21 protein-coding genes and 1 pseudogene are annotated in these 25,354 nt (G+C 71.7%); 7 read left to right on the top strand and 15 right to left on the bottom strand.

Annotated elements, in window-relative coordinates:
* Positions 1-60: 60 nt before the first annotated feature.
* Positions 61-1,299 (top strand): annotated as a pseudogene (locus OG622_RS05965) (glycosyl hydrolase family 65 protein); the annotation flags it as partial.
* Positions 1,300-1,341: 42 nt separating this feature from the next.
* Here OG622_RS05965 and OG622_RS05960 read toward each other — a convergent pair.
* The 5 genes from OG622_RS05960 to OG622_RS05940 all read right to left on the bottom strand — a co-directional run bounded on the left by OG622_RS05960 (position 1,342) and on the right by OG622_RS05940 (position 6,031).
* Entirely contained in the window at positions 1,342-2,457 is a 1,116-nt protein-coding gene (locus tag OG622_RS05960; RefSeq protein WP_371573945.1) for a serine hydrolase domain-containing protein, read from the bottom strand.
* A gap of 129 nt (positions 2,458-2,586) precedes the next feature.
* Positions 2,587-3,987, bottom strand: coding sequence for a CAP domain-containing protein (locus tag OG622_RS05955; protein WP_371573944.1), 1,401 nt, complete (start codon positions 3,985-3,987; stop codon positions 2,587-2,589).
* Between the two features lie 40 nt (positions 3,988-4,027).
* A complete protein-coding gene (locus tag OG622_RS05950) occupies positions 4,028-4,342 on the bottom strand; it encodes a YkvA family protein (RefSeq protein WP_371573943.1) in 315 nt (104 codons plus the stop codon).
* Between the two features lie 105 nt (positions 4,343-4,447).
* A complete protein-coding gene (locus OG622_RS05945; RefSeq protein ID WP_371573942.1) occupies positions 4,448-4,831 on the bottom strand; it encodes a hypothetical protein in 384 nt (127 codons plus the stop codon).
* A gap of 276 nt (positions 4,832-5,107) precedes the next feature.
* Positions 5,108-6,031 (bottom strand): MurR/RpiR family transcriptional regulator, encoded by a 924-nt coding sequence (locus OG622_RS05940; RefSeq protein ID WP_371573941.1) that lies wholly within the window; start codon positions 6,029-6,031, stop codon positions 5,108-5,110.
* Positions 6,032-6,248: 217 nt separating this feature from the next.
* On the opposite strand from OG622_RS05940, the gene OG622_RS05935 reads away from it, so the two are divergent.
* From OG622_RS05935 to OG622_RS05920, 4 genes are all read left to right on the top strand, one after another.
* The gene (locus tag OG622_RS05935; RefSeq protein WP_371573940.1) at positions 6,249-6,635 is read left to right on the top strand and encodes a hypothetical protein; all 387 of its coding nucleotides are present in this window, start codon (positions 6,249-6,251) and stop codon (positions 6,633-6,635) included.
* Positions 6,635-7,453, top strand: coding sequence for a DUF1206 domain-containing protein (locus tag OG622_RS05930; protein ID WP_371573939.1), 819 nt, complete (start codon positions 6,635-6,637; stop codon positions 7,451-7,453). The genes OG622_RS05935 and OG622_RS05930 overlap by 1 nt, the downstream gene beginning before the upstream one ends.
* A 202-nt stretch (positions 7,454-7,655) precedes the next feature.
* Positions 7,656-8,147: a DUF6328 family protein gene (locus OG622_RS05925; RefSeq protein WP_371573938.1), complete on the top strand. Its 492-nt coding sequence runs from the start codon at positions 7,656-7,658 to the stop codon at positions 8,145-8,147.
* A gap of 282 nt (positions 8,148-8,429) precedes the next feature.
* Complete coding sequence (locus OG622_RS05920) at positions 8,430-11,642, top strand: amidohydrolase family protein (protein ID WP_371573937.1); 3,213 nt, start codon at positions 8,430-8,432, stop codon at positions 11,640-11,642.
* 76 nt (positions 11,643-11,718) lie between these two features.
* Here OG622_RS05920 and OG622_RS05915 read toward each other — a convergent pair whose 3' ends face one another.
* The 6 genes from OG622_RS05915 to OG622_RS05890 all read right to left on the bottom strand — a co-directional run bounded on the left by OG622_RS05915 (position 11,719) and on the right by OG622_RS05890 (position 18,143).
* The gene (locus OG622_RS05915; RefSeq protein ID WP_371573936.1) at positions 11,719-12,942 is read right to left on the bottom strand and encodes a 4-hydroxybenzoate 3-monooxygenase; all 1,224 of its coding nucleotides are present in this window, start codon (positions 12,940-12,942) and stop codon (positions 11,719-11,721) included.
* A gap of 31 nt (positions 12,943-12,973) precedes the next feature.
* Positions 12,974-13,951 carry a pyridoxal-phosphate dependent enzyme gene (locus OG622_RS05910; RefSeq protein WP_371584014.1) on the bottom strand — a complete coding sequence of 326 codons (978 nt, stop codon included), beginning with the start codon at positions 13,949-13,951 and terminating at the stop codon, positions 12,974-12,976.
* 177 nt (positions 13,952-14,128) lie between these two features.
* Complete coding sequence (locus OG622_RS05905) at positions 14,129-14,479, bottom strand: UBP-type zinc finger domain-containing protein (protein ID WP_371573935.1); 351 nt, start codon at positions 14,477-14,479, stop codon at positions 14,129-14,131.
* Positions 14,476-15,984: an ATP-binding protein gene (locus tag OG622_RS05900; protein WP_371573934.1), complete on the bottom strand. Its 1,509-nt coding sequence runs from the start codon at positions 15,982-15,984 to the stop codon at positions 14,476-14,478. Before OG622_RS05900 ends, OG622_RS05905 begins: the two co-directional genes overlap by 4 nt.
* Before the next feature lie 28 nt (positions 15,985-16,012).
* The gene (locus OG622_RS05895) at positions 16,013-17,689 is read right to left on the bottom strand and encodes an FAD-dependent oxidoreductase (RefSeq protein ID WP_371573933.1); all 1,677 of its coding nucleotides are present in this window, start codon (positions 17,687-17,689) and stop codon (positions 16,013-16,015) included.
* Between the two features lie 97 nt (positions 17,690-17,786).
* Positions 17,787-18,143, bottom strand: coding sequence for a VOC family protein (locus OG622_RS05890; RefSeq protein ID WP_371573932.1), 357 nt, complete (start codon positions 18,141-18,143; stop codon positions 17,787-17,789).
* A 58-nt stretch (positions 18,144-18,201) separates the two neighbouring features.
* Between OG622_RS05890 and OG622_RS05885 the strand changes: the two genes are divergently transcribed.
* Positions 18,202-19,074 (top strand): universal stress protein, encoded by an 873-nt coding sequence (locus OG622_RS05885; RefSeq protein WP_371573931.1) that lies wholly within the window; start codon positions 18,202-18,204, stop codon positions 19,072-19,074.
* 31 nt (positions 19,075-19,105) lie between these two features.
* Here OG622_RS05885 and OG622_RS05880 read toward each other — a convergent pair whose 3' ends face one another.
* The 3 genes from OG622_RS05880 to OG622_RS05870 all read right to left on the bottom strand — a co-directional run bounded on the left by OG622_RS05880 (position 19,106) and on the right by OG622_RS05870 (position 22,954).
* Positions 19,106-20,353, bottom strand: coding sequence for a DUF4032 domain-containing protein (locus OG622_RS05880; RefSeq protein WP_371573930.1), 1,248 nt, complete (start codon positions 20,351-20,353; stop codon positions 19,106-19,108).
* A 155-nt stretch (positions 20,354-20,508) separates the two neighbouring features.
* Complete coding sequence (locus tag OG622_RS05875; protein WP_371573929.1) at positions 20,509-20,934, bottom strand: hypothetical protein; 426 nt, start codon at positions 20,932-20,934, stop codon at positions 20,509-20,511.
* 97 nt (positions 20,935-21,031) lie between these two features.
* Entirely contained in the window at positions 21,032-22,954 is a 1,923-nt protein-coding gene (locus OG622_RS05870) for a long-chain fatty acid--CoA ligase (RefSeq protein WP_371573928.1), read from the bottom strand.
* Between the two features lie 315 nt (positions 22,955-23,269).
* On the opposite strand from OG622_RS05870, the gene OG622_RS05865 reads away from it, so the two are divergent.
* Entirely contained in the window at positions 23,270-23,797 is a 528-nt protein-coding gene (locus OG622_RS05865; RefSeq protein ID WP_371573927.1) for a hypothetical protein, read from the top strand.
* A gap of 48 nt (positions 23,798-23,845) precedes the next feature.
* Here OG622_RS05865 and OG622_RS05860 read toward each other — a convergent pair whose 3' ends face one another.
* Positions 23,846-25,354 carry a tripartite tricarboxylate transporter permease gene (locus OG622_RS05860; protein ID WP_371573926.1) on the bottom strand — a complete coding sequence of 503 codons (1,509 nt, stop codon included), beginning with the start codon at positions 25,352-25,354 and terminating at the stop codon, positions 23,846-23,848.

Below are 25,354 nucleotides of genomic sequence, written 5' to 3'. Positions count from 1 at the left end.
GGAACCCCGACCCCATGACAGAGACGACCGAACCGACCGGACTGGGCCTGCCCGAACACATCCGCGCCCGGCGCGGTCACCGAAGCGCTCCGCCGGCGCCAGAAAACCCTGCCCGCCGCCCGCGACCGCGCGGCCCAACTCGGCCTGAAGGGCGCCGCGTTCCCCTGGCGGACCATCGACGGCTCGGAGCGCTCCGCGTACTGGCCCGCGGGCACGGCCGCCTTCCACGTCAACGCCGCCGTCGCCGACGCCGTGGTCCGCCACACCCTCGTCACCGGCGACACCGACTTCGAACGCGACACCGGCGTCGAACTCCTGGTGGAGACCGCCAGGCTCTGGCGTTCCCTCGGCGACCACGACCACCACGGCGCCTTCCGCATCGACGGGGTGACCGGCCCCGACGAGTACAGCGCCGTCGTCGACGACAACACGTACACCAACCTCATGGCCCGCGGGAACCTCCTGGCCGCCGACGCCGTCGAACGCCACCCCGACCGCGCCGCGCGCCTCGGAGTCGACGACGAGGAGAGCGCCGCCTGGCGCGACGCCGCCCAGGCCATGTACGTCCCCTACGACCGCGAACTGGGCGTCCACGAACAGCACGCCGGGTTCACCCGCCACCAGCGCTGGGACTTCGAGAACACCGGGCCCGACCAGTACCCGCTGATGCTGCACTTCCCCTACTTCGACCTCTACCGCAAACAGGTCGTCAAGCAGGCGGACCTGGTCCTCGCGATGTACAAGTGCGGCGACCGGTTCGACGACGACCAGGTGGCCCGCAACTTCGCCTACTACGAGCCCCTCACCGTCCGCGACTCCTCCCTCTCCGCCTGCTGTCAGGCCGTCGTCGCCGCCCGGGCGGGACACCTCCGACTGGCCTACGACCATCTGACCGAGTCGGCGATGATGGATCTGGCGGACCTGGAGGACAACACCCGCGACGGCCTCCACATCGCCTCCCTCGCCGGCACCTGGACGGCGCTGGTCGCCGGCTTCGGCGGGATGCGCCACCACGGCACGACCGTCGGCTTCGCACCCCGCCTCCCCGAGCGCCTGAGCAGGCTCGCCTTCAACGTCGGGCTGCTCGACACCTGCCTTCGCGTGGAGATCGAACCCCGCCACGCCACCTACGAACTGCTCTCCGGCGACTCTCTGACGATCCGCCACCACGGCGAGCAGGGCGCCCTCGACGGCGACAAACCCCTGCGTCTGGACATCCCCGCACCGAAACCACCCGGCCCGGCGCCGGAACAGCCCCCGCACCGGCGCCCGGGCCGCCACCGGAGGCGGCCGGGCTGAGACGCGGGTGCGGGGCGCGGGGTGGGGGGTGTGGATCGGCCGTCAGCCGCAGAACGTGGACTCCAGCGTGCGGTTCACGGTCGTGTACACCGTGCCGTTGTTGGACGTGTTGGCGAACGACGTCACACTGCGCTTGCCGGTCTTCGAGGTGAACGCCCAGGTGTAGTAGCCCTGCACCGTCCCCGTGTGCCCGTACACCGAGACCCCGCACGACAGATCACGCCGGCGCAGCCCCAGCCCGTACGCCTGGGTGCTGTTCACCGGCGTCCACTTCAGCATCTGCTTCAGCTGGGCGGCCGAGGTGAGCTTCCCCCGCACCAGCGCGGACATGAACTTGTTCAGGTCCTTGGCGCTGGACACCAGGGCCCCCGCGCTCTGCGCCCACGACGTCGTCTGCAGCGTCGAGTCGATCTTCCGTCCGGTGGAGTCGGCGGTCATGTAGCCGCGGGAGTACGTGCCGGGGATCGTGTTCTTCGGGTGGACGTAGAACGTGTCGTCGAGCTTCAGCGGCTTGATGACGCGGTTCTGGTACTCGGTCGCCACCGGCTTCTTGGTGATCTTCTCGATGAGCATGCCCGCGACCACGAAGTTGGCGTTCGAGTACGAGTAGACCGCGCCCGGCTTGTTGGTGAGCGGCTTGGCGAGCGACAGGTCCATCAGCTGACGGTAGGTGTAGACCTTGTTCCGTACCTTCTCGAAGCCCGACACGCTCGGGGAGAAGAGGGTGTTGGCGTAGTCGTACAGCCCGCTGCGGTGGCTGAGCACATGACGCACGGTGATCTTCTTGTCGGGCAGCAGCCCCGGCAGATATGTGTCGACCGAGGTGTCGAGCTTGATCTTGCCCTCGTCGACCAGCTGCAGCAGGACCACCGCCGTGAACGTCTTGGTGACGCTGCCGACGCGGATACGGTCCCCGGTGCCGATGGCCCGCTTGGTGGACCGGTCGGCGACACCTTCCGCCAGATGATGCACCGTGCCGTTGTCGTCGATCCTCGCGAACGCGCCCGGCGCCCCTTGTGACAGCGCCGTGCGCAGCAGTTTTCGCAGCCCGGTCGTGTCGGGCCCCGCCTGCGGGGCCGCATGGGCGGGGACCGTCAGGAGGGACAACACGACCGCGCCGAGCGTCGCTACGCCCGTGCCCACCGTTCTCGAAACCATCTGATTCGTCTCCCGTTGCATTCCGTCATCGACAGGTGCATTGGAGTCGAGTGATCACGGAGAATCAAGTAGCCCGGTGCGAGGGCGAGTTGAGAGACTCGAAAGAGGGACAGTTGCGGTGGGTCGGTTTCAGCCGCCGAAGAGCTGGGTCCAGTACGTGCCGGCCGCGCCGCCGCCCGCGAAGCCGATACCTATATGGGTGAAGCCGGGTTTGAGGATGTTCGCCCGGTGTCCGGGGCTGTTCATCCAGCCGCGCACGACCTCGTCGGCGGAACGCTGGCCGCACGCGATGTTCTCCCCGATGGACCGCCGGGTGGAGCCGGCCGCCGCCGCGCGGTGCCACGGTTCGCTGCCGTCGGGGGAGGTGTGCGCGTAGAAGGCCCGCGCCACCATGTCGGCGCTGTGCGCCTGGGCGGCGTTCGTGAGGAGGGGGTCGGGGGAGAGCGGCGGCAGGCCGGCGGCGGCTCGTTCGGCGTTGGTGAGGGTGATGACTTCGGCGGCGGTCTGCCGGAGTCCGGCGGGAGAGAAGGGGTGGGCCCAGAGCGCCGTCCAGAACTCGGTTCCCGAGCGGGGATCGGTGATGTGTGCCAGGCCCGTCTCGCTGTACGCCGGTTCGTTGAGAGTTCGCCTGGCCTGTTCGGTGGAGAGGCAGTAGTCCACGAACTCGGCGGGGGTGCGGGGGCCGGAGACCAGGTGTTCGCCGATGGTCAGGTAGGTGTAGCCGGTGGCGGTGACGCGTTGGTAGACGGAGACGCCGTCGCTGCCTTCCGAGGCGAGCCGGCCCTGTGCGGCCATCGCGGTGGCGTGGGCCCGGGCCGCGGCGGACAGCTGGGTGTTGAGGGAGACGGGTGGGGAACCCGCGGTGGCGCGGGTGGAGTTGACCAGGCCGAGAAAGCCGTCGGGGGTGGCTGTCGACGGGGTGGTGTGTACTGTGCGGACCGGCGAAGGCTGGTCGCGCCCACGCGGCGGAGCCGCGTGTGGCACGGCCCCGCGCTCCTTTCGGGGCGCTGACGCCGACCGGGATCCCGATGCGGGCGCATGCGTGGGCACGTCCTCCAGCACATGCACACCGAAGTCCCTCGCGACCCCCGCCAGGCCGTCCGCGTAGCCCTGCCCCAGTGCTCGTAGCTTCCAGCCGGGTCCCTTGCGGTACAGCTCCGCCAGGAGCAGTACGGTCTCGCGCGCGGGCCTCGGTGGGGTGAAACGGGCGATCGTACGGCCGTCGGGACCTGTGACGAGCAACGTCGGCGCGGGCAGGTGGCCCAACGGCGTGTCCGGGACGGCCGGGCTGATGGCGACGGTGAGGCGGGTCGCGCCGGGGCGCAGGGCGGACGGGTCCACCGTCAGGGTCTCGCCGGTAAGACGGGCGCCCGGCGCTGTCGGCTGGTTGTAGAAGACGAAGTCGGCGTCGCCGCGGACCTTGCCCGTGTCGTCGGTGATGAGGGCGGACACGTCGAAGGGGCCCGGCACCCTGATCGTCAGGGTGCCGCCCGGCAGGGGGAGATTGCCCCCGGGTATCAGCTCGCTCATCGGTGCCGTCCGTCGCAGTGACCGTCAGCCCGACAACGTCTCACCCCCGCAGAGCGGTTCCCGTGCCCTCCTGCCGCTCGGTGGCCGGGGCGTCCTGGCGTCCGGAACGCATCGTCTTCAGGGCCAGCAGGAGGACGCCGATGTCGTCCAGGTAGACCGGGTCCGGTACGAGGTCGGTCGGGAGGACGAGATAGATGACGGCGCCCCAGAAGACCCACTTGGGGCCGGTGGGGAGTCCGGCCCGGCTCAGTTCGCGTCGGGTGCGTACCAGCCGTAGGAGCAGCCACACGGCCGCTCCGAGCAGAGCGGCCGCGACCAGCGCGATCGCGACGATCACCCATGTCCAGGAATCCATCGGTCCGCCCCTCAGTGGGGCCGGGCGGTGTGCCCGGCCTGTGCCCTGCCCATCGTCTTCCCTGCGGAGGCGCCGTGTACCGCGGCGCGCGGGGGCGTGGCCGGGTCAGTGCGAGGCGCGGGCGAGGTGGTGGTCCACGAGGGCCTGGCTGACGGCCCGGATGGAGCGGGCCATGTGGTTCAGCTGCATGACCTCGGCGGCGTACATCTTGATGGTGTGCTCGATGACCGACTCGGACATGCCGAGGCTGGGCAGCTCCGAGCGGGCCGTCTGCAGGGCGGTGCGGGCGACCCGGATCTCGTGCTGGACCTGGATCTGGGCGTGGCGGGCGAGCAGCACGGGATGGCGCATCATCGCCGGGTAGCTGCCGTATCGGGCCGGCACCAGCTCGCGCAGCCACTTGGCCGCGGACCTCTCCCAGTCGTAACTGCCCGGTGTCTTGACCTGACACGGCCAGTCCGTGCGGATGGGCGAGGAGGTGAGGGCCATGTTCAACGCTCCGGTCTTGCATCGACGCCATTGGGTGCAGCGGGTGGTGGAGTCTGGGCGGCCCCGGCATAGGGGATGGCCGGGGCCGCCTCACCCGGGGCGCCGTGGCGGGTAGGAGCGGACGGACCCGGGTGGACGACGTGGCCCGGGGTTCCCCGGGTCACGATCCGCGAGCAGTATTTATATATACCGATGAGTTTGCAAGAACATGGAAAAATTCATGCCGGGAAAGGCACGAAGAATCAGCTGCTGTCGTGCCATGTGGGGAGAACGGGATCAGTCCCTGAGGAAGAACTGATGCTGCTCGGAGACCTGCTCGTACGCCTCCAGTCGGGCCTGGGTGCGCTCGGGGTCGGCGTCGGTCATGGCCTGGAGCAGGGCGGAGGACATCATCACGGGGGCGGCGTAGGAGTCGAAGACCAGGCGTGAGCCGGTGCCGGTGGCGAAGACCGCGTCGGCCTCGTCCGCGAGCGGCCCGAGTGCCAGATCGGTGACCAGGGCCACCTTCAGCCCGGCGCCGTGGGCGACGCGCAGCGCGGTCAGGGTCTCCTGCGCATGCCGGGGCATGGAGAACGTCAGCACCCAGGTGCCGCCCGCCTCCCGGGACTGCAACAGGGCGTCGTAGGCGACCGTGCCGCCCTTCGTCACCAGCCGGACGTCGGGGTGGATACGGCGGGCGGCGTACGCGAAGTACTCGGCGAGCGCCCCGGAGATCCGCAGGCCGAGGACGGTCAGCGGTGCCGAGTGGGACAGGGCGCGGCCTACCTCGATCACCTGGTCGGGGTCGGCGAAGTCGCGCCGCAGGTTCTCCAGGTTCTCGATCTCGGCGTCCACGGCGGCCTGCAGTTCGTTGCTGCGGTCCGCGGCGGAGATGCCCGGGGCGCTGCCGAGGGTGGCGAGCGCGATGGCCTGGAGCCGCTCGCGCAGCGCGGGGTAGCCGCTGAAGCCGACGGCCGCGGCGAACCGGGTCACCGAGGGCTGGCTCACGCCGACCCGCTCCGCGAGATCCGTGATCGACAGGAACGCGGCCTCGGTGATGTGCTCGATCAGGTACTGGGCGATCCGCCGCTGCCCCGGGGAGAGCCGGGGGCCGTCGAACAGTTCCCTGAGCCGGGACGTGGGCGACTGCTCGGTCTCCGGGGTGGCCCGCCCGGACGTGATCGCTGATGCCTGCGCACGTGCCTGCTGCGGCGATGGCACCCGCGCGCCTCCTTCGTCTCCCACGAGTACAGAACATAGCCCACGGCCCGTGCGCCCCCGGGCGGATCGGGTCACGCCCTCGGCGGCGGGCGGGGGCCGGGCGTCCGCGCCGTCGGCGGAGCGCCCTCTCGTGCGACCTGCGAGAACCCCGTTTCGGGCACACCATGGGGGTACCCGGGGTACCCGCACCCTGTCGCTCACACGAGGGAGAAGGCTCGTGACCCTGCCCAGTCTGCCCGTGTCCCAGGTCGAGGTCGTGCTCTGCGACTGCTCGGCCCAGGACGCCGAACGCGTCTTCGCCTGTCTGCGCGCCCATTTCGAGACGGACCGGCGCTCCGACGACCCGCCGCACGAGACCGGCACCGACCGGCCCACGATGTGGACCGGCATGTACGACACGGCCGCCGCCGTCCTCTCCGGCGCGGGACACCCCGAGCCACCGTCCGCACCCGTCACCGTCGAGGTACAGGGCAGCCCGCCCGCCGTACGGCTGCTGCGGGAGGCCCTGGAGGAGGCGTACAGCGTCCGTCAGGTGGGCGTGGACGCCGGTGACCAGGAAGTTCAGCTCCAGCTGCGGGTCGAGGGGCGGGAGGGGCGCGGCTGATGGCGACTCTGGGGGTGGGGCGCGGGCGTGCCGCGCGGGGTTCGGTGACGGAGGGCGCGGCGCGAGCCGGGCTGACCGCGCGTGGCGTCATCTATCTGCTGGTCGGGGCGCTGGCCCTGCAGATCACCTTCGGCGGAAGCTCGGAGCAGGCGGACCGCCAGGGCGCGCTGGCGGAGATCGCCGAGAAGCCGCTGGGCTCCGTGATGCTGTGGGCCCTGGGCATCGGCCTGGTCGGCATGGCGCTGTGGCGGCTGTCGGAGGCCGTGTTCGGCGCGGCGGGCCCGGACGGCCGCAAGTGGACCAAGAGGCTCGCGTCCGCCGCGCGCTTCGTCTTCTACGCCTTCGTCGCCTACTCGGTGCTGACCTTCGCGGCCGGCGAGGGCAGCGGCGGCGGTTCCGGCGACGAGCAGTCCCGGGACGTGACGGCACGGGCCCTCGACCTCCCCGGCGGCCAGTGGCTCGTGGGCGCGGCGGGCGTCGGCGTGATCTGCGCCGGCGTATGGATCGGCGTACGGGCCGTGATGCGCTCGTACCACAAGCACCTGCGGCTCGGTGAGATGTCCCCGCGGACCCGTCGACTCGTCGACGTGACCGGCGTGGGCGGCGGGGCCGCGCGCGGCCTTGTGTTCGCCACGGTGGGTGTCTTCGCCTTCCGGGCTGCGATCGCGTACGAACCGGACCAGGCCAAGGGCCTCGACGACACCCTCCGCTCCTTCGCCGAGGCCCCCGCCGGTCCAGCGCTCCTCGCCTGCGTCGCGGCCGGACTCGTGCTGTTCGGACTGTTCTCCTTCGCCATGGCCCGCTGGCGCAAGGTGTGAGGCCGGTGTGAGGCGGGTGAGCGGCAGCCCCGGTCGGAGGACGAGGTGTGCGGCCTCCGGCCGGAACGCGGGATCCGGTGACGGGAGCCGGGCACCGATTCGCTTACGGGAACAGTCGGTCGAGCAAGGGGTTTCCGTGGATCCGGTGCGGATCGAGCCGGTCACGAGCATCAAGGGAACATCGACCCAGCCGGGAGGACGCGTGACCGAGGTGCAGGGTGACCAGGGCCGAGGTCGGGACGAGACCGAGGACGAGCGCGCCGACCGCCGCTGGAGCGAACTCATCCAGGAGGTGCGGGTCGCCCAGACCGGTGTGCAGATCCTCTTCGGCTTCCTGCTCACCGTCGTCTTCACCCCGCGCTACGAGGATCTGGCGCAGACCGAGAAGACCATCTACATCGTGACCGTCGTCCTCGGTGCCGCTGCCACCGGTGCCCTCATCGGCCCCGTTTCCTTCCACCGGATCGTCGCCGGGCGCCGCATCAAGCCCGCCGCCGTGCAGTGGGCCGCACGGCTGACCGTCGTCGGCCTGATCCTGCTCCTCGCCACCATGACGGCGGCACTGCTGCTGATCCTGCGCGTGGCCACGCACGACGAGTTCGTCCCCTGGCTGGTGGGCTCCGTGCTCCTCTGGTACCTGCTGTGCTGGTTCGTGCTGCCGGCGTGGATCCGCCGCCGTCACGCCGACGACTGACACCGGGCGAAGGGCCTGCCGGGGACCTACGGCGGATGCCGTCAGGCCTTGCACTGACGGCGGACGCCGTCAGGCCACGCACCGGCACCGGACGCCTCACGCCGTGCACCGATGGCGGATGCCGTCAGGCCCTGCACCGACACCGAATGCCGTCACGCCTCGCACTGAGCCACCGGACGCCGACGAGTGCTACCGGCCGCCGTCACACCGGTGGGTGACATCCCCGATGGCGTGAATGGCGGTGTTGCCCGTGGGCCGTGTGGTGCGCGAGCGTGCGATGTCATGGACCGTGACCAGAGTCACCGCACCCCGCCCCTGACCCGCCGTCAACTCCTCGCCGCCACCGGGGCCACAGGGGCCGCCGCGGTCCTCGGCGCCGCCACACCCGCCGTCGCCCGGCCCGGCACCCCCGGCACCGGCCTCTCACTCACCTTCACCCGGGCCACCAACGGCTCGGCGACCCTCGCATCCACCGGCGACACCCTGATCGCCGAGATCCAGAGCGGCCTGTGGTCCCTGCCGCGCGGCGGCGGCAAGGCGGTCCCCCTCACCCCGGCCGGCCTCGAACCCAACCGGCCCACGCACTCCCCGGACGGCCACCTCATCGCGTTCTGCGCCTACCGGGGCGGCGGCTTCCACATCTGGACCATGCGCCCCGACGGCACGGAGCTGAAGCAGCGCACCGACGGCCCGTGGGACGACCGTGCCCCGGCCTGGTCGCCCGACGGCACCAGGATCGCCTTCGGCTCCGAACGCGGCGGCGACCCCGTGGCGGGCAGCCCCTACCGCGTCCACGTCCTGGACCTCGGCACCGGCGCCGTCACCCGCGTCACCGGCCTGTCCGGCCAGGACGGCCCCCTCCAGGACGCCAAGTGGGAGGACTTCGACCCCACCTGGTCACCGGACGGAACCCGGCTGCTGTTCGTGCGCGCGAGGGTCGTCACCACGGGCACCACCCCGACCGTCGAGTCCCGCACCATCGCCGCCGTGGCCGCCGACGGCACCGGCCCGGTGACCGTCGAGCACACGGAGACCGCCGCCGCCCAGGTCATGACCCCGGTCCTCGCCCCGGACGGCCGTCTCGCGTACCTGCGCACCACCACCTCCCCGAACGGCTCCTGCACCCTCGTCGTGGCCGGGGAGCCCGTCCCGGTCGACGGCGACATCGCACCCGTACCGCCCCGCTGGACGGCGGAGGGAGAGCTGCTGCTCACGCTGGACGGCCGGTTCACCCTCGTACGCCCCGAAGACCCCGCGCGGCCGGAAGAGATCCCCTTCGAGGGGGTCCTCCCCGTGGACCGGCCGCGCTACCGCCTCAAGGAGTACGACCTCGGGGAGGCACGCGTCCGGCCCGCGCGCGGCATCCACCTGCCCGCGCTCTCACCCGACGGCCGGAGCATCGCGTTCGCCGCCCTCAACTCGCTCTGGCTGGCCGGTACTTCGGGCGGGCGCCCGCCGAGGATGCTACGGAAATCGCCGCCCACCCGCTGGCTCCTCGCGCCCGCCTGGGCGCACGACGGAAGGTCCCTCGTCTACGCCGACGACCGCGACGGCCTGCTCGGCGTGTACCGGCACGATCTGGCCACCGGCGAGGAGACCGCCCTCGCCACCGGCGGCCGGGTCATGCCCGCCCTCTCGCCCGACGGGCGGCGGCTCGCATGCCTCGACATGGCCGGACGGCTCGTCGTACGGGACCTGGCGAGCGGCGAGGAGCGCGTCCTCGCGACGCCGCTCGGCGGGGGTGGGATCCCCGGCAGGCCGAGCTGGTCGCCCGACGGCCGGTACCTCGCGCTGTGCGATCGCAACCGTCTCGGCGCCCGTTTCCGCGAGGGTTACAACCTGATCCGGATCGTCGACGCCACGACCGGCGCCGACCGGCTGCACGCGGTCGCGCCCCACACCTCGATCGCCGACCGGTACGACTCCGGGCCCGTCTGGTCGCCCGACGGCCGCCGGCTGGCCGTGATCGTCGAGTCCGCGCTCTGCGTGCTGCCCGTGACCCCCGACGGCACCCCGCGCGGGAAACTCCGCACCCTCACGACCGAGCCCGCCGACCACCCCACCTGGTCCGGCGACTCCAGAACCCTGCTGTACCAGTCGGGCACCCGCCTCCGTCTCGTCGATGTTTCCGGCGGTTCCGGCGACCACGCCCGGACCGTCCGCGTGCCGCTCGACCGCACCCGGCCCACGCCCGCCGACACCGTCGTCCACGCCGGGCGCCTGTGGGACGGCACCGGCGACACGGTCCGCGACGACGTCGACATCGTCGTACGCGGCGGCCGCATCACCGCCGTCGAACCCCACAAGGGCAACCGCCGGGCCGCTCTCCGCCGCGTCGACGCCTCCGCGCACACCGTGCTCCCCGGCCTGTGGGACACCCACACCCACCCCTGGCAGAGCACCTACGGCAGCCGCCAGGCCACCGGACAGCTCACCTACGGCATCACCACCGCCGTCTCCCTCGGCGGCTTCGCCTACGAACAGGTCCGCATCCGCGAGGAGGTGAACGCCGGGCGGCTCGCCGGGCCCCGCCTGCTGACCACCGGCGAACTCCTCGACGGCGCACGGGTCGCGTACAGCATGGGGCGCGCCCACCGGACGAAGGCGGGACTCCGCCGCACACTGGAGCGGGGCGCGGCGCTCGACTGGGACTTCGTCAAGACGTATGTACGGGCGCCCGGTTGGGTGATGAGCGAGGCCGCCCGCTTCGCCCACGAACGTCTCGGCGTCCGCACGGGAGGCCACCTCCTCTCGCCGGGCGTCCAGCTCGGCCAGGATCTGACGACCCATCTGCAGGCCACCCAGCGCGCGGAGTTCGGCCATGCCATCACCGCGAGCGGGCGGGCGTACGAGGACGTGGTGGAGATCTATACCAAGCAGGGCGTGGACTTCTCACTGATCGCCACCCCCTTCACGGCGGCGCCCCTCATGGGCGCGGATCCGTCCCTGGCCGACGACCCCCGGGTCACGGTCGTGATGCCGCCGTGGGACGCCGCCCTGGTACAGCAGGGTGCGGGGATTCCGCCGACGCCCGCGCAACTCGCCGCGCTGCGCACCGAGACCGACATCTACCGGCGGATTCTCGCGGCCGGCGGTGTCGTCGCCCTCGGCACCGACCAGCCGCTCGGCCCTGTCGGTCTCTTCCTCCACCTCGCCCTGCGTGCCCTGCACGACGGCGGACTCACCCCGGCCGAGACCCTGCGCACCGCCACCGTCCTCCCGGCCCGGCTCTTCGGTCTCGACGACGACCTCGGCACGGTCGAGACGGGCAAGCTCGCGGACCTGACCGTCGTCGACGGCGACCCCTTCACCGACTTCGCCGACCTCGTCCGAACGGTGTCGGTCCTGCGGGGCGGAATCCCTTACACCACCGAGGAGTTGGTGGCCGCGTACCGGCCCACCACCCGGCGCGCGAAGGCCGCCGGGACCGAGGAGGACTGGCTGGAGGTCGGCCGGCTGATGCGACAGGACAGCTGCTGCCACGACGACCACTGAGGGAGGTCGGGCTCGGGCCCGGGGTCCCTCGGCCGGCAGCCGCAGGCCGAGGGACCTGCGGCGGTCTTCTCCGTGCCTAGTGGTCGGTGTCCTTGCCGATGAACAGCTCCGCGAAGGTGGACGCGGCGGCGGGGGAGCCGAGGACGCGACGGAGCCGGGCGGTGGCGGCACCTGCCCGGAACGCGTCGCCGGACGACGGCCCGTGCAGCAGCTCCGCCAGCCACTGCGAGAACTCCTGGTAGTGCCAGACCCGGCGCAGACAGGCCTCCGAGTAGCCGCGCAGCCCGCTGTCGTCCCCCTTGCCCAGGTGGGCGATCAGGGCGTCCGCGAGGAGCAGGGAGTCGTGCAGCGCGAGGTTCATGCCCTTCGCGGCGACCGGCGCGACGAGGTGGGCCGCGTCGCCCGCGAGGTACAGCCGGCCGTACGCCATCGGCTCGGTGACGTAGTTGTGCATGTCGAGCACCCGCTTCTCCACCAGCGGGCCCTCGGTGAGCGGCCGGGTGCCGGGCACGGCCAGCCGGGCGTGCAGCTCGGACCAGACCCGCTCGTCCGGCCAGTTCACCGGGTCGTCACCGGCCGGGACCTCCAGGTAGTAGCGGGTGACCTCGGGGCTGCGCGCCATGTGCCCGGCGAAGCCGCGAGGATGCACACCGAGGATCACGCAGTCGGACGACGGTGGCGCCTCGGCGAGCAGTGCCAGCCACCCGACCCCGTGGTCGTGCCGGGCGACCGTGACCTGCTCGGCGGGCAGCGCGGTCCGCGTGACACCGCGCGCGCCGTCGCAGCCGGCGACGAACTCGCAGTGGAGGAGACGTCGTTCGCCGGTCGCCGGATCCACATAGGACACGGACGGCCGCTCGCCGTCGATGTCGTGCAGTTCCACCTCGCGCACACCGAAGCGGATGTCGCCGCCCCGGACGTCCGCGTACTCCCTGACCAGGTCCGTCACCAGGAGCGGCTGCGGATACACGTAGTGGTGGTGCCCGGTGATCTCCGTGTACGGGAACCGCCGGCGCTCACCGGCGAAGCGGAACTCGAACTCGGTGTGCACCGGCGCCCGTTCCACGAGCCGGCCGGCCAGCCCGCGCCGCTCCAGCGCACGCACCGCCCACTCCTCCAGGAACCCGGCCCGGGGCCGCCGCTCGATGAACTCCCGGCTCTCGGTCTCCAGCACCACACAGACCACGGAGGCGGCCCGCAGGATGTTGCCGACGGTCAGCCCGGCGGGTCCCGCACCGACGATGACGACGGCGGTGCGCTCGGCCGCGGAAGGGTCCGAGGGAGAGGTGGGGGTGGTCATTCGAGCATTATGCCGGGGCGGGCAGCCGGGGTCACCGCAGCCCGAACTGCCGCGCCCAGTCCGTGACATCGGCCGTGGTCGCGTTGCCGCCGCAGACCACGAGGCCGAGCCGGGCGCCGTCGCCGACCCGCTCCAGCACCTGCCGGGCCGCGGGCAGCAGGCATCCGGCGGCGGGCTCCGTCCACACCTTGGCGTGCTCGGCGAAGTCGAGGACGCCCTGTACCGCCTCGGCGTCGGAGACCACGAGGACGTCCTCGACGAGGGCGGCCACATGGTCGTAGGTGAGCTGGGAGGCGGAGGGTGCGCTGAGTGTGGTGACGATGGAGGACAGGGGGACCGTCACGGGGCCGCCCGCCGCCAGCGCCCCCGTCATGGCCGTGGCGCCGACGGTCTCCACGCCCCAGACGCGGACGCCGGGACGCAGGGCCTCGAAGGCCGTCGCGACACCGGCGACGAGTCCGCCACCACCGATGCTGACGAGCACGTCGGTGAGCGCGCCGGACTCCCCCGTCTCCTCGGCGTCCTCGGCGAACTCCAGGCCGACGGTGCCCTGACCGGCGATCACCAACGGGTCGTCGAACGGGTGGACGAGGGTGAGGCCCTCCGAACGCAACTGCTCGGTCAGCGCGAACGCCTCCGCCATCCCGTCGGTGAGCCGCAGCGACGCACCGGCCGCCTCGACGAGGTCGGCGGCGCGCTTCGGGGCGGTCCTCGACATCACCACCGTCGCCTTGATGTGCAGCGCGGCCGCCATGTGCGCCAGTGCGATCCCGTGATTGCCGCCGCTGACCGCGACGACACCGGCCGCCCGCTCGGCATCCGTCAGCGCCAGCAGCTTCGCCGTCGCGCCCCGGGCCTTGAACGAGCCGGTCCGCTGCAGCAGCTCCAGCTTCGTGGTCACGGGGACACCGAGGAAAGCGGTCAGCCCCGGGCTAGGGGCGGTCGGCGTCCGCACGACATGACCGGCGATCCTCGCGGCCGCGTCCTGGATCTCGGAGATCCCGATCAACATATTTTTTTGTTCCGTTCCGTGGTGATGTGTCTGCGGGTTCGGTGGGGGCTGGTCGCGCAGTTCCCCGCGCCCCTGAAAAACACGGCTGCGCCCGTGCTTCTCGGCCCGCAGGGGCGTTGCCTTTCAGGCCGACAGGGCCTGGTCCTTACCGAACACCCGCATTCTCGCGCCATGTCACCGCAGGGCCTCGGTCCAATTCTCCGGTACCCGCCCCGCAGGCCCCGGCACCGGCTGGTCGGCAGGATGGCTGAGCGGCGGCGCGAGATCGGGCCCCGACTCGTACATCTCGGAGGTCTCGTAGTTCCACAACCAGGTCTCACCGGGCTCGTAGCTCTGGACGAAGGGGTGCCCGGCGGCTCCCGCGTGGGCCGTGGCGTGCTGCGACGGGGACGAGTCGCAGCAGCCGATGTGGCCGCACTGGGCGCAGCGCCGGAGGTGGAACCACCAGCCGCCGGCCGCGTCGCACTCCACGCATCCGTCGCCGCTCGGCGGGACGGCGGGGTCGATTCCGGCGGGCAGGGTCATGAGGTCTCCTCGGACACGTCGGGATCGTGGTGCGGGCGGTCGGCGGGGTCGTCGGCGAGCGTGAGGTCCAGGTCCGTCGCCGGTGCCGTCAGCGGCAGGAAGACCTGGAAGCGGGTATCGCCCGGCTGTGACCGGACCTCGATGTGGCCGTGGTGCTTGTTGACGACGATCCGCCAGGAGATGTCGAGGCCCAGCCCGGTGCCCTGCCCGACCGGCTTGGTCGTGAAGAACGGGTCGAAGATCCGGCCCCGGATGTCCGCCGGGATGCCGGGGCCCGTGTCGCGGAACTCGACCAGCACCTGGTCGCGATGGTCGAGCGCCGTCCGGACCGTCAGCGTGCCCACGCCGCCCGTGTCGTTGATCGCGGAGACCGCGTTGTCGATCAGGTTCGTCCACACCTGGTTCAGCTCACCCGGATAGGCGGGGATGCGGGGCAGCGTGCGGTCGTACTCCTTCACCACCGTGATCCGCCGGCCGATCTTCCCGGACAGCATCAGCAGCGTGCTGTCGAGGAGTTCGTGGACGTCGGCGTTCTGGTAGGGCGCGCGGTCGAGCTGCGAGTACTGCTTCGCCGCGTCGACGAGCCGGCTGATCCGGGTCGTGGAGTCCTCGATCTCGTTCATCAACAGCTCGGTCTCGACGGTGTAGTTGAGCCAGCGGACCGCCCCTTCGAGGGTGTTCTCGTCCACGGCGGCCGCGACCTGGTCAAGCCAGGCGGTGTCGAGTCCGGCCTGCACGAAGTTCGGGGCGAGCTGCCAGCCGCCCGCGATGCCGTGGTCGTCGAGCCAGTCCGTCAGCTCGTCCTCCCGGTCGGAGGCCTCCAGCGGACTGAGCGGGGTCGCCTTGGCGACCTGCTCCGCCGTCCGCTCCTGCAGATCGACCAGCGCCTCCAGCATGACCCGCTTGTACGGCCCGGCGGCGATCACCCCGAGCTTGTGCCGCATCCCGGCCACCCGCTCCCGCAGCGCCGAGGTGGCCCGAACGGCCGCCGCGGCGGGGTTGTTGAGCTCATGGGTGAGCCCGGCGGACAGCGAGCCGAGCGCCAGCAGCCGTTCGCGTTGGTTGATGGTGCGCTGGCTGCTCTGTCCGCCGAAGAACAGGCCCTCCAACAGGTGCACGGCCATGGGGAACCAGTCGTGCATGATCTGGGAGAAGGAGGCCGCGGGCAGGACGAAGAACCGCGAGGGGACCGTGACCCGCATGGAACCCTTGTAGTGGGCCTGGTCGCCGAGATACGCCTGGAAGGCGCCCGCGTACGCCCCTACCTGGGAGCTGCGGCTGACCTCCACGTCGTCGTCGCCGACCTGCCGCGACAGTACGACCGTGCCTTCGAGGAGCACGAAGAAGCAGGTGGCCGGCTCGCCCTCCCGGTAGACGTGACCGGGCTCGAACCGCTCCACCCGGCCCTCACGGCACAGCCGGTCCAGCTGCTCGTCGTCCAGCTTCTCGAACAGGAACAGCCTGCCCAGCTCGGCCCGGTCGCACGGCGACGGGTGCCCGCTCACGACGACACCCCTACGGTTCCCACGGCCCTCATGACTGCTCCAGATACCTGTGCACCAGCATTACGGCCATAGCTCCCTCTCCCACCGCCGACGCGACCCGCTTCGCGGACTGGGAGCGCGCGTCCCCGGCGACGAACACACCGGGCACATTGGTCTCCAGGTGGTACGGCGGCCGGTCCAGCTCCCAGCCCGCCGGCGGACCCCCGTCACTGGTCATGTCGGGCCCCGCCACGATGAACCCGTGCTCGTCACGGAGCACGGTCCCCTCCAGCCAGTCGGTGCGCGGCGCGGCCCCGATGAACACGAACAGCCACTGCGCGTCGACGAGTTCCTCACGCCCGCTCGCCAGGTCCTTCAGCGTCAGCTTCTCCAGCTGGTTCGTGCCGTGCGCGGCCTCGACGACCGTACCGGGGCGCACGAAGATGTTCGGCGCCTCGGCGAGCTGCTGGATCAGGTAGTGCGACATGGACGCGGTGAGCGAGTCCCCGCGTACGAGCAGGGTGACCGACTTGGCGCCGCGGGACAGGTACATCGCGGCCTGTCCGGCCGAGTTGGCGCCGCCCACGATGTACACGTCGTGCCCCTGGCAGCCGGCGGCCTCGGTGAGCGCGGAGCCGTAGAACACACCGCAGCCGGTGAGGTCCGCGCAGCCCGGCGCGGCGAGCTGACGGTACGACACGCCGGTCGCCAGGATCACGGTGTGCGCGGCGACCGCCGAACCGTCGGAGAACCGGACGGTCCGCGCCGCCCCGTTCACCTCCAGGCCGCTCACCTCGCGCGCGGTGAGGACCTCCGCCCCGAACTTGGTGGCCTGGCGCCGGGCCCGGTCGGTGAGCTGGCCGCCGGACACCCCGTCGGGGAACCCGAGGTAGTTCTCGATACGTGAACTCTGCCCGGCCTGCCCGCCCGTTGCCGACCTGTCGACGAGTAGCGTCCGCAGCCCCTCGGAGGCCCCGTACACGGCCGAGCCGAGCCCGGCCGGTCCGCCGCCGATGACGACCAGGTCGTAGAAGTCCTGGGCCGGAGTCGTCGCCAGCCCCACCCGCTCCGCCAGCTCCGGGTCCTCCGGCGCGACCAGCGGCGTACCGTCCGGGGTGACGACCAGCGGCAGCCGCTCGCCGTCCGTACCGGCCGCCGCGAGCAGCCGCCGCCCTTCCGGCTCGTCCGACGAGTACCAGCGGTACGGCACCTGGTTGCGGGCCAGGAACTCCCGTACGCCCGACGACCGTGCCGACCACCGGTGCCCGACCACCTTCGTGGTGCCCACACGGGTGCGGTCGGCGGCCCGCCAGGCCTGCAGCAGGTCGTCCAGGACCGGGTAGAGCTTCTCCTCCGGCGGGTCCCACGGCTTCAGCAGGTAGTGGTCGAGGTCGATGACGTTGATCGCGTCGATCGCCGCGCCGGTGTCGGCGTACGCGGTGAGCAGGACGCGCCGCGCCCCCGGATAGACGTCCAGCGCCTGTTCCAGGAACTCGATGCCGTTCATCTCCGGCATCCGGTAGTCGGCCAGGATCACCGCCACCTGGTCCCCGCGCAGCTTGAGCTCCCGCAGGGCCTCCAGCGCCGACTGCCCGGACTCCGCCCGCACGATCCGGTACGACTCGCCGTACCTGCGCCGCAGGTCCCGGGCCACCGCACGGGACACCCCCGGATCGTCATCCACGGTGAGGATCACGTTCCGTGCCGGACCGACAGCCTGAGTCATACGCCTCCACCCCGAGCCAATGAACCCATCGTATGTTCGACCGTCCGGGTTCGCTAAATCCGGGACAGCCGCAGGCCCGGGGTCCTGGGCAGGGGCTTCAGCTCCTGCGCGCGGCCAGTACGCAGAACTCGTTGCCCTCCGGGTCCGCGAGCACGACCCATGGCTCGTCACCGCTCTGTCCGATGTCCGCGTGCCGGGCGCCGAGCGCGAGGAGGCGGGTGACCTCCGCCGCCTGGTCGACGGGGCGGAAGTCGAGGTGCAGGCGGTTCTTGACGGTCTTGGCCCCCGGATCGAGCCCGAACAGGAGACCGGGAAGGCGGTCCGGGGCCGGACGGATCTCGTACTCCTCGGGGGAGTCGTCCACCACCACCCACCCGAGCGCCTCCGCCCACCAGCGCCCCAGGGCCACGGGGTCCGCCGAGTCCACCACGATCTGCTCCCACTCCAAGGTCATGCGGCGAGCGTAGTGAAGACTGAACCGTCAGCCATGAAGAGACACAGAGAGGTGGCCGATGACGACGCGCCCGATCACCGCCGCAGTGGACGGCACGCCCGAGAGCCTTGCCGCGCTGGCGTGGGCCGGCCGGGAGGCCGTACGCCGGGGCCTGGCGCTGCGGGTGGTGCACGCCTGGCGGTGGGAGCCGCACGAGGTGATCAGCGTGGACCGGGACGGACAGGCGCGGTGGGCCCGGGAAGCGCTCGCGAAGGCGGCGCGGGGCGTCGCCGAGCGGCATCCGGAGCTGGCGGTGACGACGGAACTGCTGGAGGGCCCGCCCGTCGACACGCTGGTCGGCGCCGCCGGGCACGCCGAGACGCTGGTGCTCGGTTCGCGCGGGCACGGCGCGCTGGTCGGCTTCCTGCTGGGCTCCGTCGGGCAGCAGGTGATCGTCGAGGCGCCGCGTCCCGTCGTGCTCGTCCGCGCCGAGGACAGCCCGGCGGGCGAGGCCGGCGGACGTGAGGTCGTCGTGGGGCAGCAGGGCACACCGGAGGACAGTGCCGACGTCCTGCGGTTCGCGTTCGAGACGGCGGCGGCCCGCGGAGCGTCCCTGCGCGCGGTGCGGGCGTGGGCGCTGCCGCCGCTGTACGCGTACAGCCCCGGCTCGCTGAAGCTCCTCGACGAGGCCGGCGGCCTGGAACCCTACGAGAGGAAGGCCCTCTCCACCGCGCTGGAGCCGCTGCGGGAGCGGTTCCCCGAGGTGCCGGTCACCCAGCACGTCGAGATGGGCAGCGCCGGGCAGGTCCTCCTGTCCGTGGCGCAGCGCGCCCAGCTGATGGTGGTCGGACGCCGCGCCCACCGTACGGCCGTCGGCGCCCGCATCGGCTCGGTGGCCCACGGTGTCCTGCACCACGCGCACTGCCCGGTGGCCGTGGTCCCGCACGAGTAGGCCCGGCCGGTGACGCCGGCCGCCCCGCGGCTCACCCGGTGGCGACGTCCTCCGCCGGCGGCGGCAGCAGCGCCAGTGTCCTCGGCAGGACGTTGTCGATGAAGTCCTTCACCGCCGTGTCGAGGCCGATGTCGTGCTGCGCCCGCTCGGACAGGTACCAGCGGTGTTCGAGGAGCTGGTGGTAGATCTCCGCCGCGTCCATCGAGCCGCGCAGTTCGAGCGGCACGGCCCGCACGGTCGGGCGGAACACCTCCCGCACCCAGCGGTGGGCCAGCACCTCGGGGCGGGCACCGAGGGGGTCGCCCGGGGCGTAGTCGTCCTGGGTGGCCATCCAGCTCTCCAGGTCGTTCAGGAGCCGCCGGGCCTGGTTCTCCTCCGTGTCCAGACCGGTCAGCCGCAGCAACTGCCGCTGGTGGTGGCCCGCGTCGACGACCTTGGGCACGAAGGTCACCGTGTCACCGTTGTCGGCGTGCTCGATCTGCATCTCGGCGACGTCGAAACCGAGTTCGTTGAGCCGGCGGATCCGGCGCTCGATGTAGTGATACTTCCCGGCCGGGTACACCGACCTGCGCGTCAGCTCCTCCCACAGCTTGTGGTAGCGGGAGCAGATCTCGTTGCCGAACTCGATCGGGTCCACCGACGGATGCAGCGCCCCGGACGCCTCCAGGTCCAGCAGTTCGCCACTGATGTTCACGCGGGCCAGATCGAGGTCGTACTCCCGCTGCCCGGAGCTGAGTTGCGCGTGCAGGTCGCCCGTCTCGGCGTCCACCAGGTACGCGGCGTACGCGCCCGCGTCCCGCCGGAACAGCGTGTTGGACAGCGAGCAGTCGCCCCACGCGAAGCCGGTGAGGTGCAGTCGCACCAGCAGGACGGCGAGGGCGTCCATCAGCCGGTGCATGGTGGCCGGACGCATCGTCGTCTCGAACATCGAGCGGTACGGCATCGAGCCGCCGAGGTGCCGGGTGATCAGCACGGACTCCAGCGGCCCGCCCGCGTCGTCGGTGCGGCCGGTGACCACGCCGAGGGCGTCCACGGCGGGGATGCCGAGCCGGTCCAGGTCACGCAGCAGCTCGTACTCGCGCAGGGCGGGTCGCTCGGCGAGTTCCTTGACGGCGACGACCTCGTCGCCGGCGCGGGCGTAGCGCACCACGTGGCGGGAGATACCGCGGGGGAGCGGCACGAGATGGTGCTCGGGCCACTCCTCCAGCGGCACGTGCCACGGCAGTTCGAGCAGCAGCGCGGGGTGTTCCGGGTTGGTGGCGCTGATCTGCAGTGCCATGGGTCCTGGTCCTCTGCCTTCGTCTCACGGTGGTGCGGAGTGCTGACGGGCGGCGGTCTCCCGCTTCCGCCCGGAGCATCTCCGCATCCGGAGGACCGTTTCGTCAACCGCCGCCCGACCCGTGGTCAGGTCGGTCGGACAGCGGGCCGGTCCGGTCAGGCGGGGACCGGCGCGGTCGGCTCCTCCTTCGGCCGCCGGAGCGCGGACCGCACGTTCCACGCGCCCACACCCAGGCACACCAGCCCGGTCGCGCCCGGGTACAGCCAGACGCCGTTGTCCCGCTCGACGGCCGTGGTCGACGACTCGTCGTCCACGTAGACGGGCACCAGCCCGGTGGGCTTCGTCGCGAACGTGGTGTCCACCTCGACCGCGGGGATGAGGAAGGAGTCGTCGTCGGCCCGGAAGGACCCGCTGCACTTCCACTCGTCGTCGCCGCGCGACTCGGACACCTCGCACCGCGAGACGACGAACTGCCCTGCCACACCGTTCAGTCGGGTCTCCAGCCGGAGCACCGCCGCGCCGAACAGAAACAGCCCGCCGCCCAGCGCCACCACCGTGGTGAGCAGCTTTCTCGGCCCCATACGTGCCACTGACAGTCCCCCGGTTCTCTCTGTTCGATTGTTCGAAGTCCGGGGCAGCGTAGTGGACCGGCGGGGCGGGGAGTGACGGGTTTCGTCGTCAGCGCCGGGCGCGGCGGAACACGTTGTCGGAGTCCGAGTCGTCCCAGCCGGCGACCTCCTCCGACGCGGTGCGGCGGGTGGCCCGCGCCGAGGTCGCGTACATCGTCTCGATCTCGGCCTCGTACCGCTGCACGATCGTGTCCCGGCGCAGCTTCATCGACGGGGTGAGCATGCCGTTGGCGAGGTCGAAGGGCTCCGGGAGAATGCGGTAGACGCGGATCGACTCCGCGCGGGACACCGTGCTGTTGGCCGCGGCGATCGCCCGCAACACCTCCTGCCGCAGCGCGTTCTCCTCCCGCGCCTCCCGGCCCAGCAGCTCACCCGGCGCGGACAGCGACCCCCGCCAGTGGGCGAGGAACTCCGGGTCCAGGGTGAGCAGGGCACCCACGCAGGGCCGGTTGTCGCCCACGACCACCGCCTGGTGGATCAGCGGATGCATCCTCAGCTGCTCCTCCAGCGGCGCCGGGGCCACGCCCTTGCCCCCGCTGGTGATGATGATCTCCTTCTTGCGGCCGGTGATCGACAGATACCCCTCGTTGTCCAGCCGCCCGATGTCCCCCGTGGCCAGCCAGCCGCCCTGGAGCGCGGCCCGGGTGCCCGCCTCGTCATTGACGTAGCCCTGGAACACCGACGGGCCGTTGACCAGGATCTCGCCGTCCCGGGCCACCCGGATCTCCGTCCCCGGCAGCGGACGGCCCACGGTGCCGAACTTCTCCCGGCCCGCCGGCTGGGCGGTGATGCCCCCGGCGGTCTCGGTGAGGCCGTACCCGTCGTGGACGAGGATGCCGATGCCGGCGTAGAAGAGCGTGAGGTCCCGGTTGAGGGGGGAGCCACCGGAACAGCCGCCGCGCACCCGGCCGCCGAGGGCCGCGCGCAGCTTGCGGTACACCGTCTTCTCGTAGAAGGCGTGTTGGAGCCTCAGGTCCATGGCGGGGCCGGGGCCCGTGTCCAGCCGCTGCCGTTCGACGGCGAGGGCGTGATCCTGCGCGGTGCGCACCGCGCGCTCGAACAGCGTTCCCCGGCCCGCCTGTTCCGCCTTGAGCAGGAAGTTCTTGTAGATCTTCTCGAAGAGATAGGGGACACCGAAGAGGAAGGTCGGCCGGAACGACCGCAGCGCGGCGGACAGCGCCTCCTCGGTCGACTCCGGCTCGTGCGCGAGGAGCAGCCCGCCCCGCAGACACATCCCCTGGATCATCAGGCCGTAGACGTGCGAGAACGGCAGGAACGCGAGGATCGCCGGCTGTTCACCCGGTGCGGCGGCGGTCTGCCGCCACCCGTCGAGCAGGACGTCGCAGGGGCTCGCCAGACTGCGGTGGGAGAGCGCGCAGCCCCGGGGACGGCCGGTCGTCCCGGACGTGTACGCGATCACCGCGGTGGAGTCCGGCATGACGATGCGGCGCAGCGAGTTCACCGTCGCGTCCGGGACGTCCCGGCCCGTCTCGACGAGTTGAGGCAGGGACTCGGTGTCCAACTGCCAGACGTGCCGCAGCAGCGGGAGCTTGGCACACACCGAGCCGACCGTCATCACGCCCATCTCGTCCTCGACGACCACGCCCACACAGGCCGCGTCCCGCAGGATCCACTCGATCTGGTCGCGCGACGACGTCGGACAGATCGGCACGATCTCGGCGCCCACGGCCCACAGTGCGACGGCGAGGACCGTCCACTCGTAGCGGGTTCGTGCCATCACCGCGACCCGGTTGCCCGGCCGGATCCCGGACGCGATCAACCCCTTGGCCAGCTCGACCACTTCGTCCCGCGTCTCGGCCGCGCTCACCCGTGTCCAGGTGCCCGGGGAACTGGTGTCGCGGCGTGCGATCTGCGGCAGAGCGGGATCAAGGTGCGCCGTGTCGAACAGCGGATCGGCCAGCCCTCCGGTCATGACCGGGCCTGTCGGTCGAGCAATACCGAAGTTGGCCATGCGACGCTCAGAACCTTCCCTGCACGCGACCTCGCCGAGCGGTGCGCCAACCGGCGGTGATCGAACGTAGCGTACGGCGCCGACACCCGCGCGGGGAATCGGCAAGTCGGCCGCCGCATATCCGCACAGTGGGCTGTGAACGTGATGTGCGGCACGTGCCGGAGCCCCGTCGCGGGGCCCTCCCGGGAATCGTCGCTGCACACGGCTTGATCACGTCTGACCGGCGGTGATGTCCCGAACCCGGACCTCTGAACGGTGTGGCACTGTGGTGCGCGCGAACGCGGGAGGTGTCCCGCCGATGTGGAGAGGTGGACGGTGCGCGAGCCCAATGTGATCGGGGACTGGCAGGAGTACGACGACGATCTGGCCGGCCTGCGCGTGCGTGTCCACGGCGTGGAGTGCGCGGAACCGCCACGGGGTCGCGACGACGCCGCCGAGGGCCTGACGTACTTCCGGTTCCGGGTGACCGTGGAGAACCGCGGTGCCGAACACGTCGGCCTCCACCTGGAGGACGGTCAGCTCGACATCCGCACCGGACCCGACGGCGAGAGCGCCTTCCTCGACTGGCGCAACTCCCGGTTCATCGAGGGCTTCGACCTCTACCCCCTGCGTCGCGCCACCTCCGTCCTGTACGCGGCCGCCGCCGAGGCCCACCTCACCCAGTTCGACATCCAGGTCCAGCTGCGCGTCGACGAGGAGTGGGCCGAGCGGTATCTGTGGTCCGGCGGCATCGGTGTCGACGAGGAGCTCCTCGACCCGGCGGCCGCCACGGGCCGGGAGGGTATCGCCGGGCAGATCAGCGCCTTCCTGCACGAGGAGGCGGAGCGGGGCGCGGCGGGCTGAGCGACACGCCGCGACCCACCGGGTCGCGGCTCACCGGGGCTCGGGCCGTCACCGGGTCCCGGCGGGAGTGCGGTCGCGGGCGCGGGTGACCAGCCGCTTGAGCAGCGGCCACGCCAGCAGCACGGCGATGATCGCGTACACCGTCACCGAGAACGGCGTGTTCACCAGGCCGCTGACGCTGCCGTCGCTGATCTGCAGGGCACGCCGCAGCTGCTGCTCGGCGTTGGGCCCGAGGATGACGGCGATGACGGCGGGCAGCACCGGCAGGCCGTAGCGGCGCATACCGAACCCGATCAGGCCGATGACCAGCAGGATCACCAGGTCGATCACCTCGCCGCCGACCGCGTACGCGCCGACCGCCGCGAAGAAGAGGATGCCCGCGTAGAGATACGGGCGCGGGATCCGCAGCAGCTTCGCCCACAGCGGGGCCAGCGGCAGGTTGAGCGCGAGCAGCAGCACCATGCCGACGAAGAGGGAGGCGATCAGACCCCACACCAGATCGGGCTCACGTTCGAAGAGCAGAGGGCCCGGCTGGATGCCGTACTGCTGGAACGCGGCCAGCATGACCGCCGCGACCGCCGTCGTGGGCAGGCCGAGGGTCAGCATGGCGACGAGGGTGCCCGCCGCCGAGGCCGAGGCCGCCGACTCCGGGCCCGCCACCCCCTCGATGGCGCCCTTGCCCCACTCGTCCTGGTGCTTCGACAGCCGCTTCTCGGTGACGTACGACAGGAAGGTGGGGATCTCGGCGCCGCCCGCCGGGATCGCGCCGAACGGGAAGCCGACGAACGGGCCGCGCACCCATGACTTCCAGCTCCGCCGCACATCCGAGCGGGCGAGCCACGGCCGGCCCACCGGGATCGGTTCGGGCGGACTGCGCCGCAGATGGGCGGCGACCCACAGCGCCTCGCCGATGGCGAAGAGACCGACCGCGACGATCACCACGTCGATGCCGTCGGCGAGCTGGAGGGAACCGAAGGTCAGGCGCTGCTGGCCGGTCATCTGGTCCAGGCCCACCAGGCCGATCGTCAGACCGATCAGCAGGGAGGCGAGCCCCCGGATCCGGGACGAGCCCAGCACGGACGTCACGGCGATGAACGCCAGCACCATGATCGCGAAGTAGTCGGGCGCGCCGATGTCCACCGCCAGTTCGGCGACCGCCGGCGCGAGCGCCACCAGCAGGATCGTGCCGACCATGCCGCCCGCGAAGTGCCCGATGGCGGCGGCCGCCAGCGCCTGCGCGCCACGCCCCGACCTGGCCATCGGGTTGCCCTCCATGGCCGCCACCACGGCCGCGCTCTCCCCCGGGGTGTTGAGGAGGATCGAGGTGGTGGAACCGCCGAACATCGCGCCGTAGTAGATGCCCGCGAACATGATGAACGCGCCGACCGGGTTCAGCCCGTAGGTCACCGGCAGCAGCAGCGCGACCGCCATGGCGGGGCCGATGCCGGGCAGCACGCCGATGGCGGTGCCCAGCAGGACACCTATCGCGGCCCACAGGATGTTGATCGGCGTCAGTGCCGTGCCGAAACCGTCGAGGAGTGAACTGAGGGCGTCCAT

The organism is Streptomyces sp. NBC_01314, from assembly GCF_041435215.1.
GTDB lineage: Bacteria > Actinomycetota > Actinomycetes > Streptomycetales > Streptomycetaceae > Streptomyces.
Note: the sequence above shows the minus strand (reverse complement) of the source record. Positions and strands in the feature narration are given on the sequence as shown.

Bases quoted from the DNA above. Each gene is read 5' to 3' on its own strand.
- OG622_RS05945 (WP_371573942.1), bottom strand. From the start codon at position 4,831: ATGGCCCTCACCTCCTCGCCCATCCGCACGGACTGGCCGTGTCAGGTC.
- OG622_RS05950 (WP_371573943.1), bottom strand. From the start codon at position 4,342: ATGGATTCCTGGACATGGGTGATCGTCGCGATCGCGCTGGTCGCGGCC.
- OG622_RS05960 (WP_371573945.1), bottom strand. From the start codon at position 2,457: ATGGTTTCGAGAACGGTGGGCACGGGCGTAGCGACGCTCGGCGCGGTC.
- OG622_RS05930 (WP_371573939.1), top strand. From the start codon at position 6,635: ATGGCGACTCTGGGGGTGGGGCGCGGGCGTGCCGCGCGGGGTTCGGTG.
- OG622_RS05870 (WP_371573928.1), bottom strand. From the start codon at position 22,954: ATGGCCAACTTCGGTATTGCTCGACCGACAGGCCCGGTCATGACCGGA.
- OG622_RS05955 (WP_371573944.1), bottom strand. From the start codon at position 3,987: ATGAGCGAGCTGATACCCGGGGGCAATCTCCCCCTGCCGGGCGGCACC.
- OG622_RS05920 (WP_371573937.1), top strand. From the start codon at position 8,430: ATGGACCGTGACCAGAGTCACCGCACCCCGCCCCTGACCCGCCGTCAA.
- OG622_RS05895 (WP_371573933.1), bottom strand. From the start codon at position 17,689: ATGACTCAGGCTGTCGGTCCGGCACGGAACGTGATCCTCACCGTGGAT.
- OG622_RS05890 (WP_371573932.1), bottom strand. From the start codon at position 18,143: ATGACCTTGGAGTGGGAGCAGATCGTGGTGGACTCGGCGGACCCCGTG.
- OG622_RS05905 (WP_371573935.1), bottom strand. From the start codon at position 14,479: ATGACCCTGCCCGCCGGAATCGACCCCGCCGTCCCGCCGAGCGGCGAC.
- OG622_RS05885 (WP_371573931.1), top strand. From the start codon at position 18,202: ATGACGACGCGCCCGATCACCGCCGCAGTGGACGGCACGCCCGAGAGC.
- OG622_RS05860 (WP_371573926.1), bottom strand. From the start codon at position 25,354: ATGGACGCCCTCAGTTCACTCCTCGACGGTTTCGGCACGGCACTGACG.
- OG622_RS05915 (WP_371573936.1), bottom strand. From the start codon at position 12,942: ATGACCACCCCCACCTCTCCCTCGGACCCTTCCGCGGCCGAGCGCACC.
- OG622_RS05880 (WP_371573930.1), bottom strand. From the start codon at position 20,353: ATGGCACTGCAGATCAGCGCCACCAACCCGGAACACCCCGCGCTGCTG.
- OG622_RS05875 (WP_371573929.1), bottom strand. From the start codon at position 20,934: ATGGGGCCGAGAAAGCTGCTCACCACGGTGGTGGCGCTGGGCGGCGGG.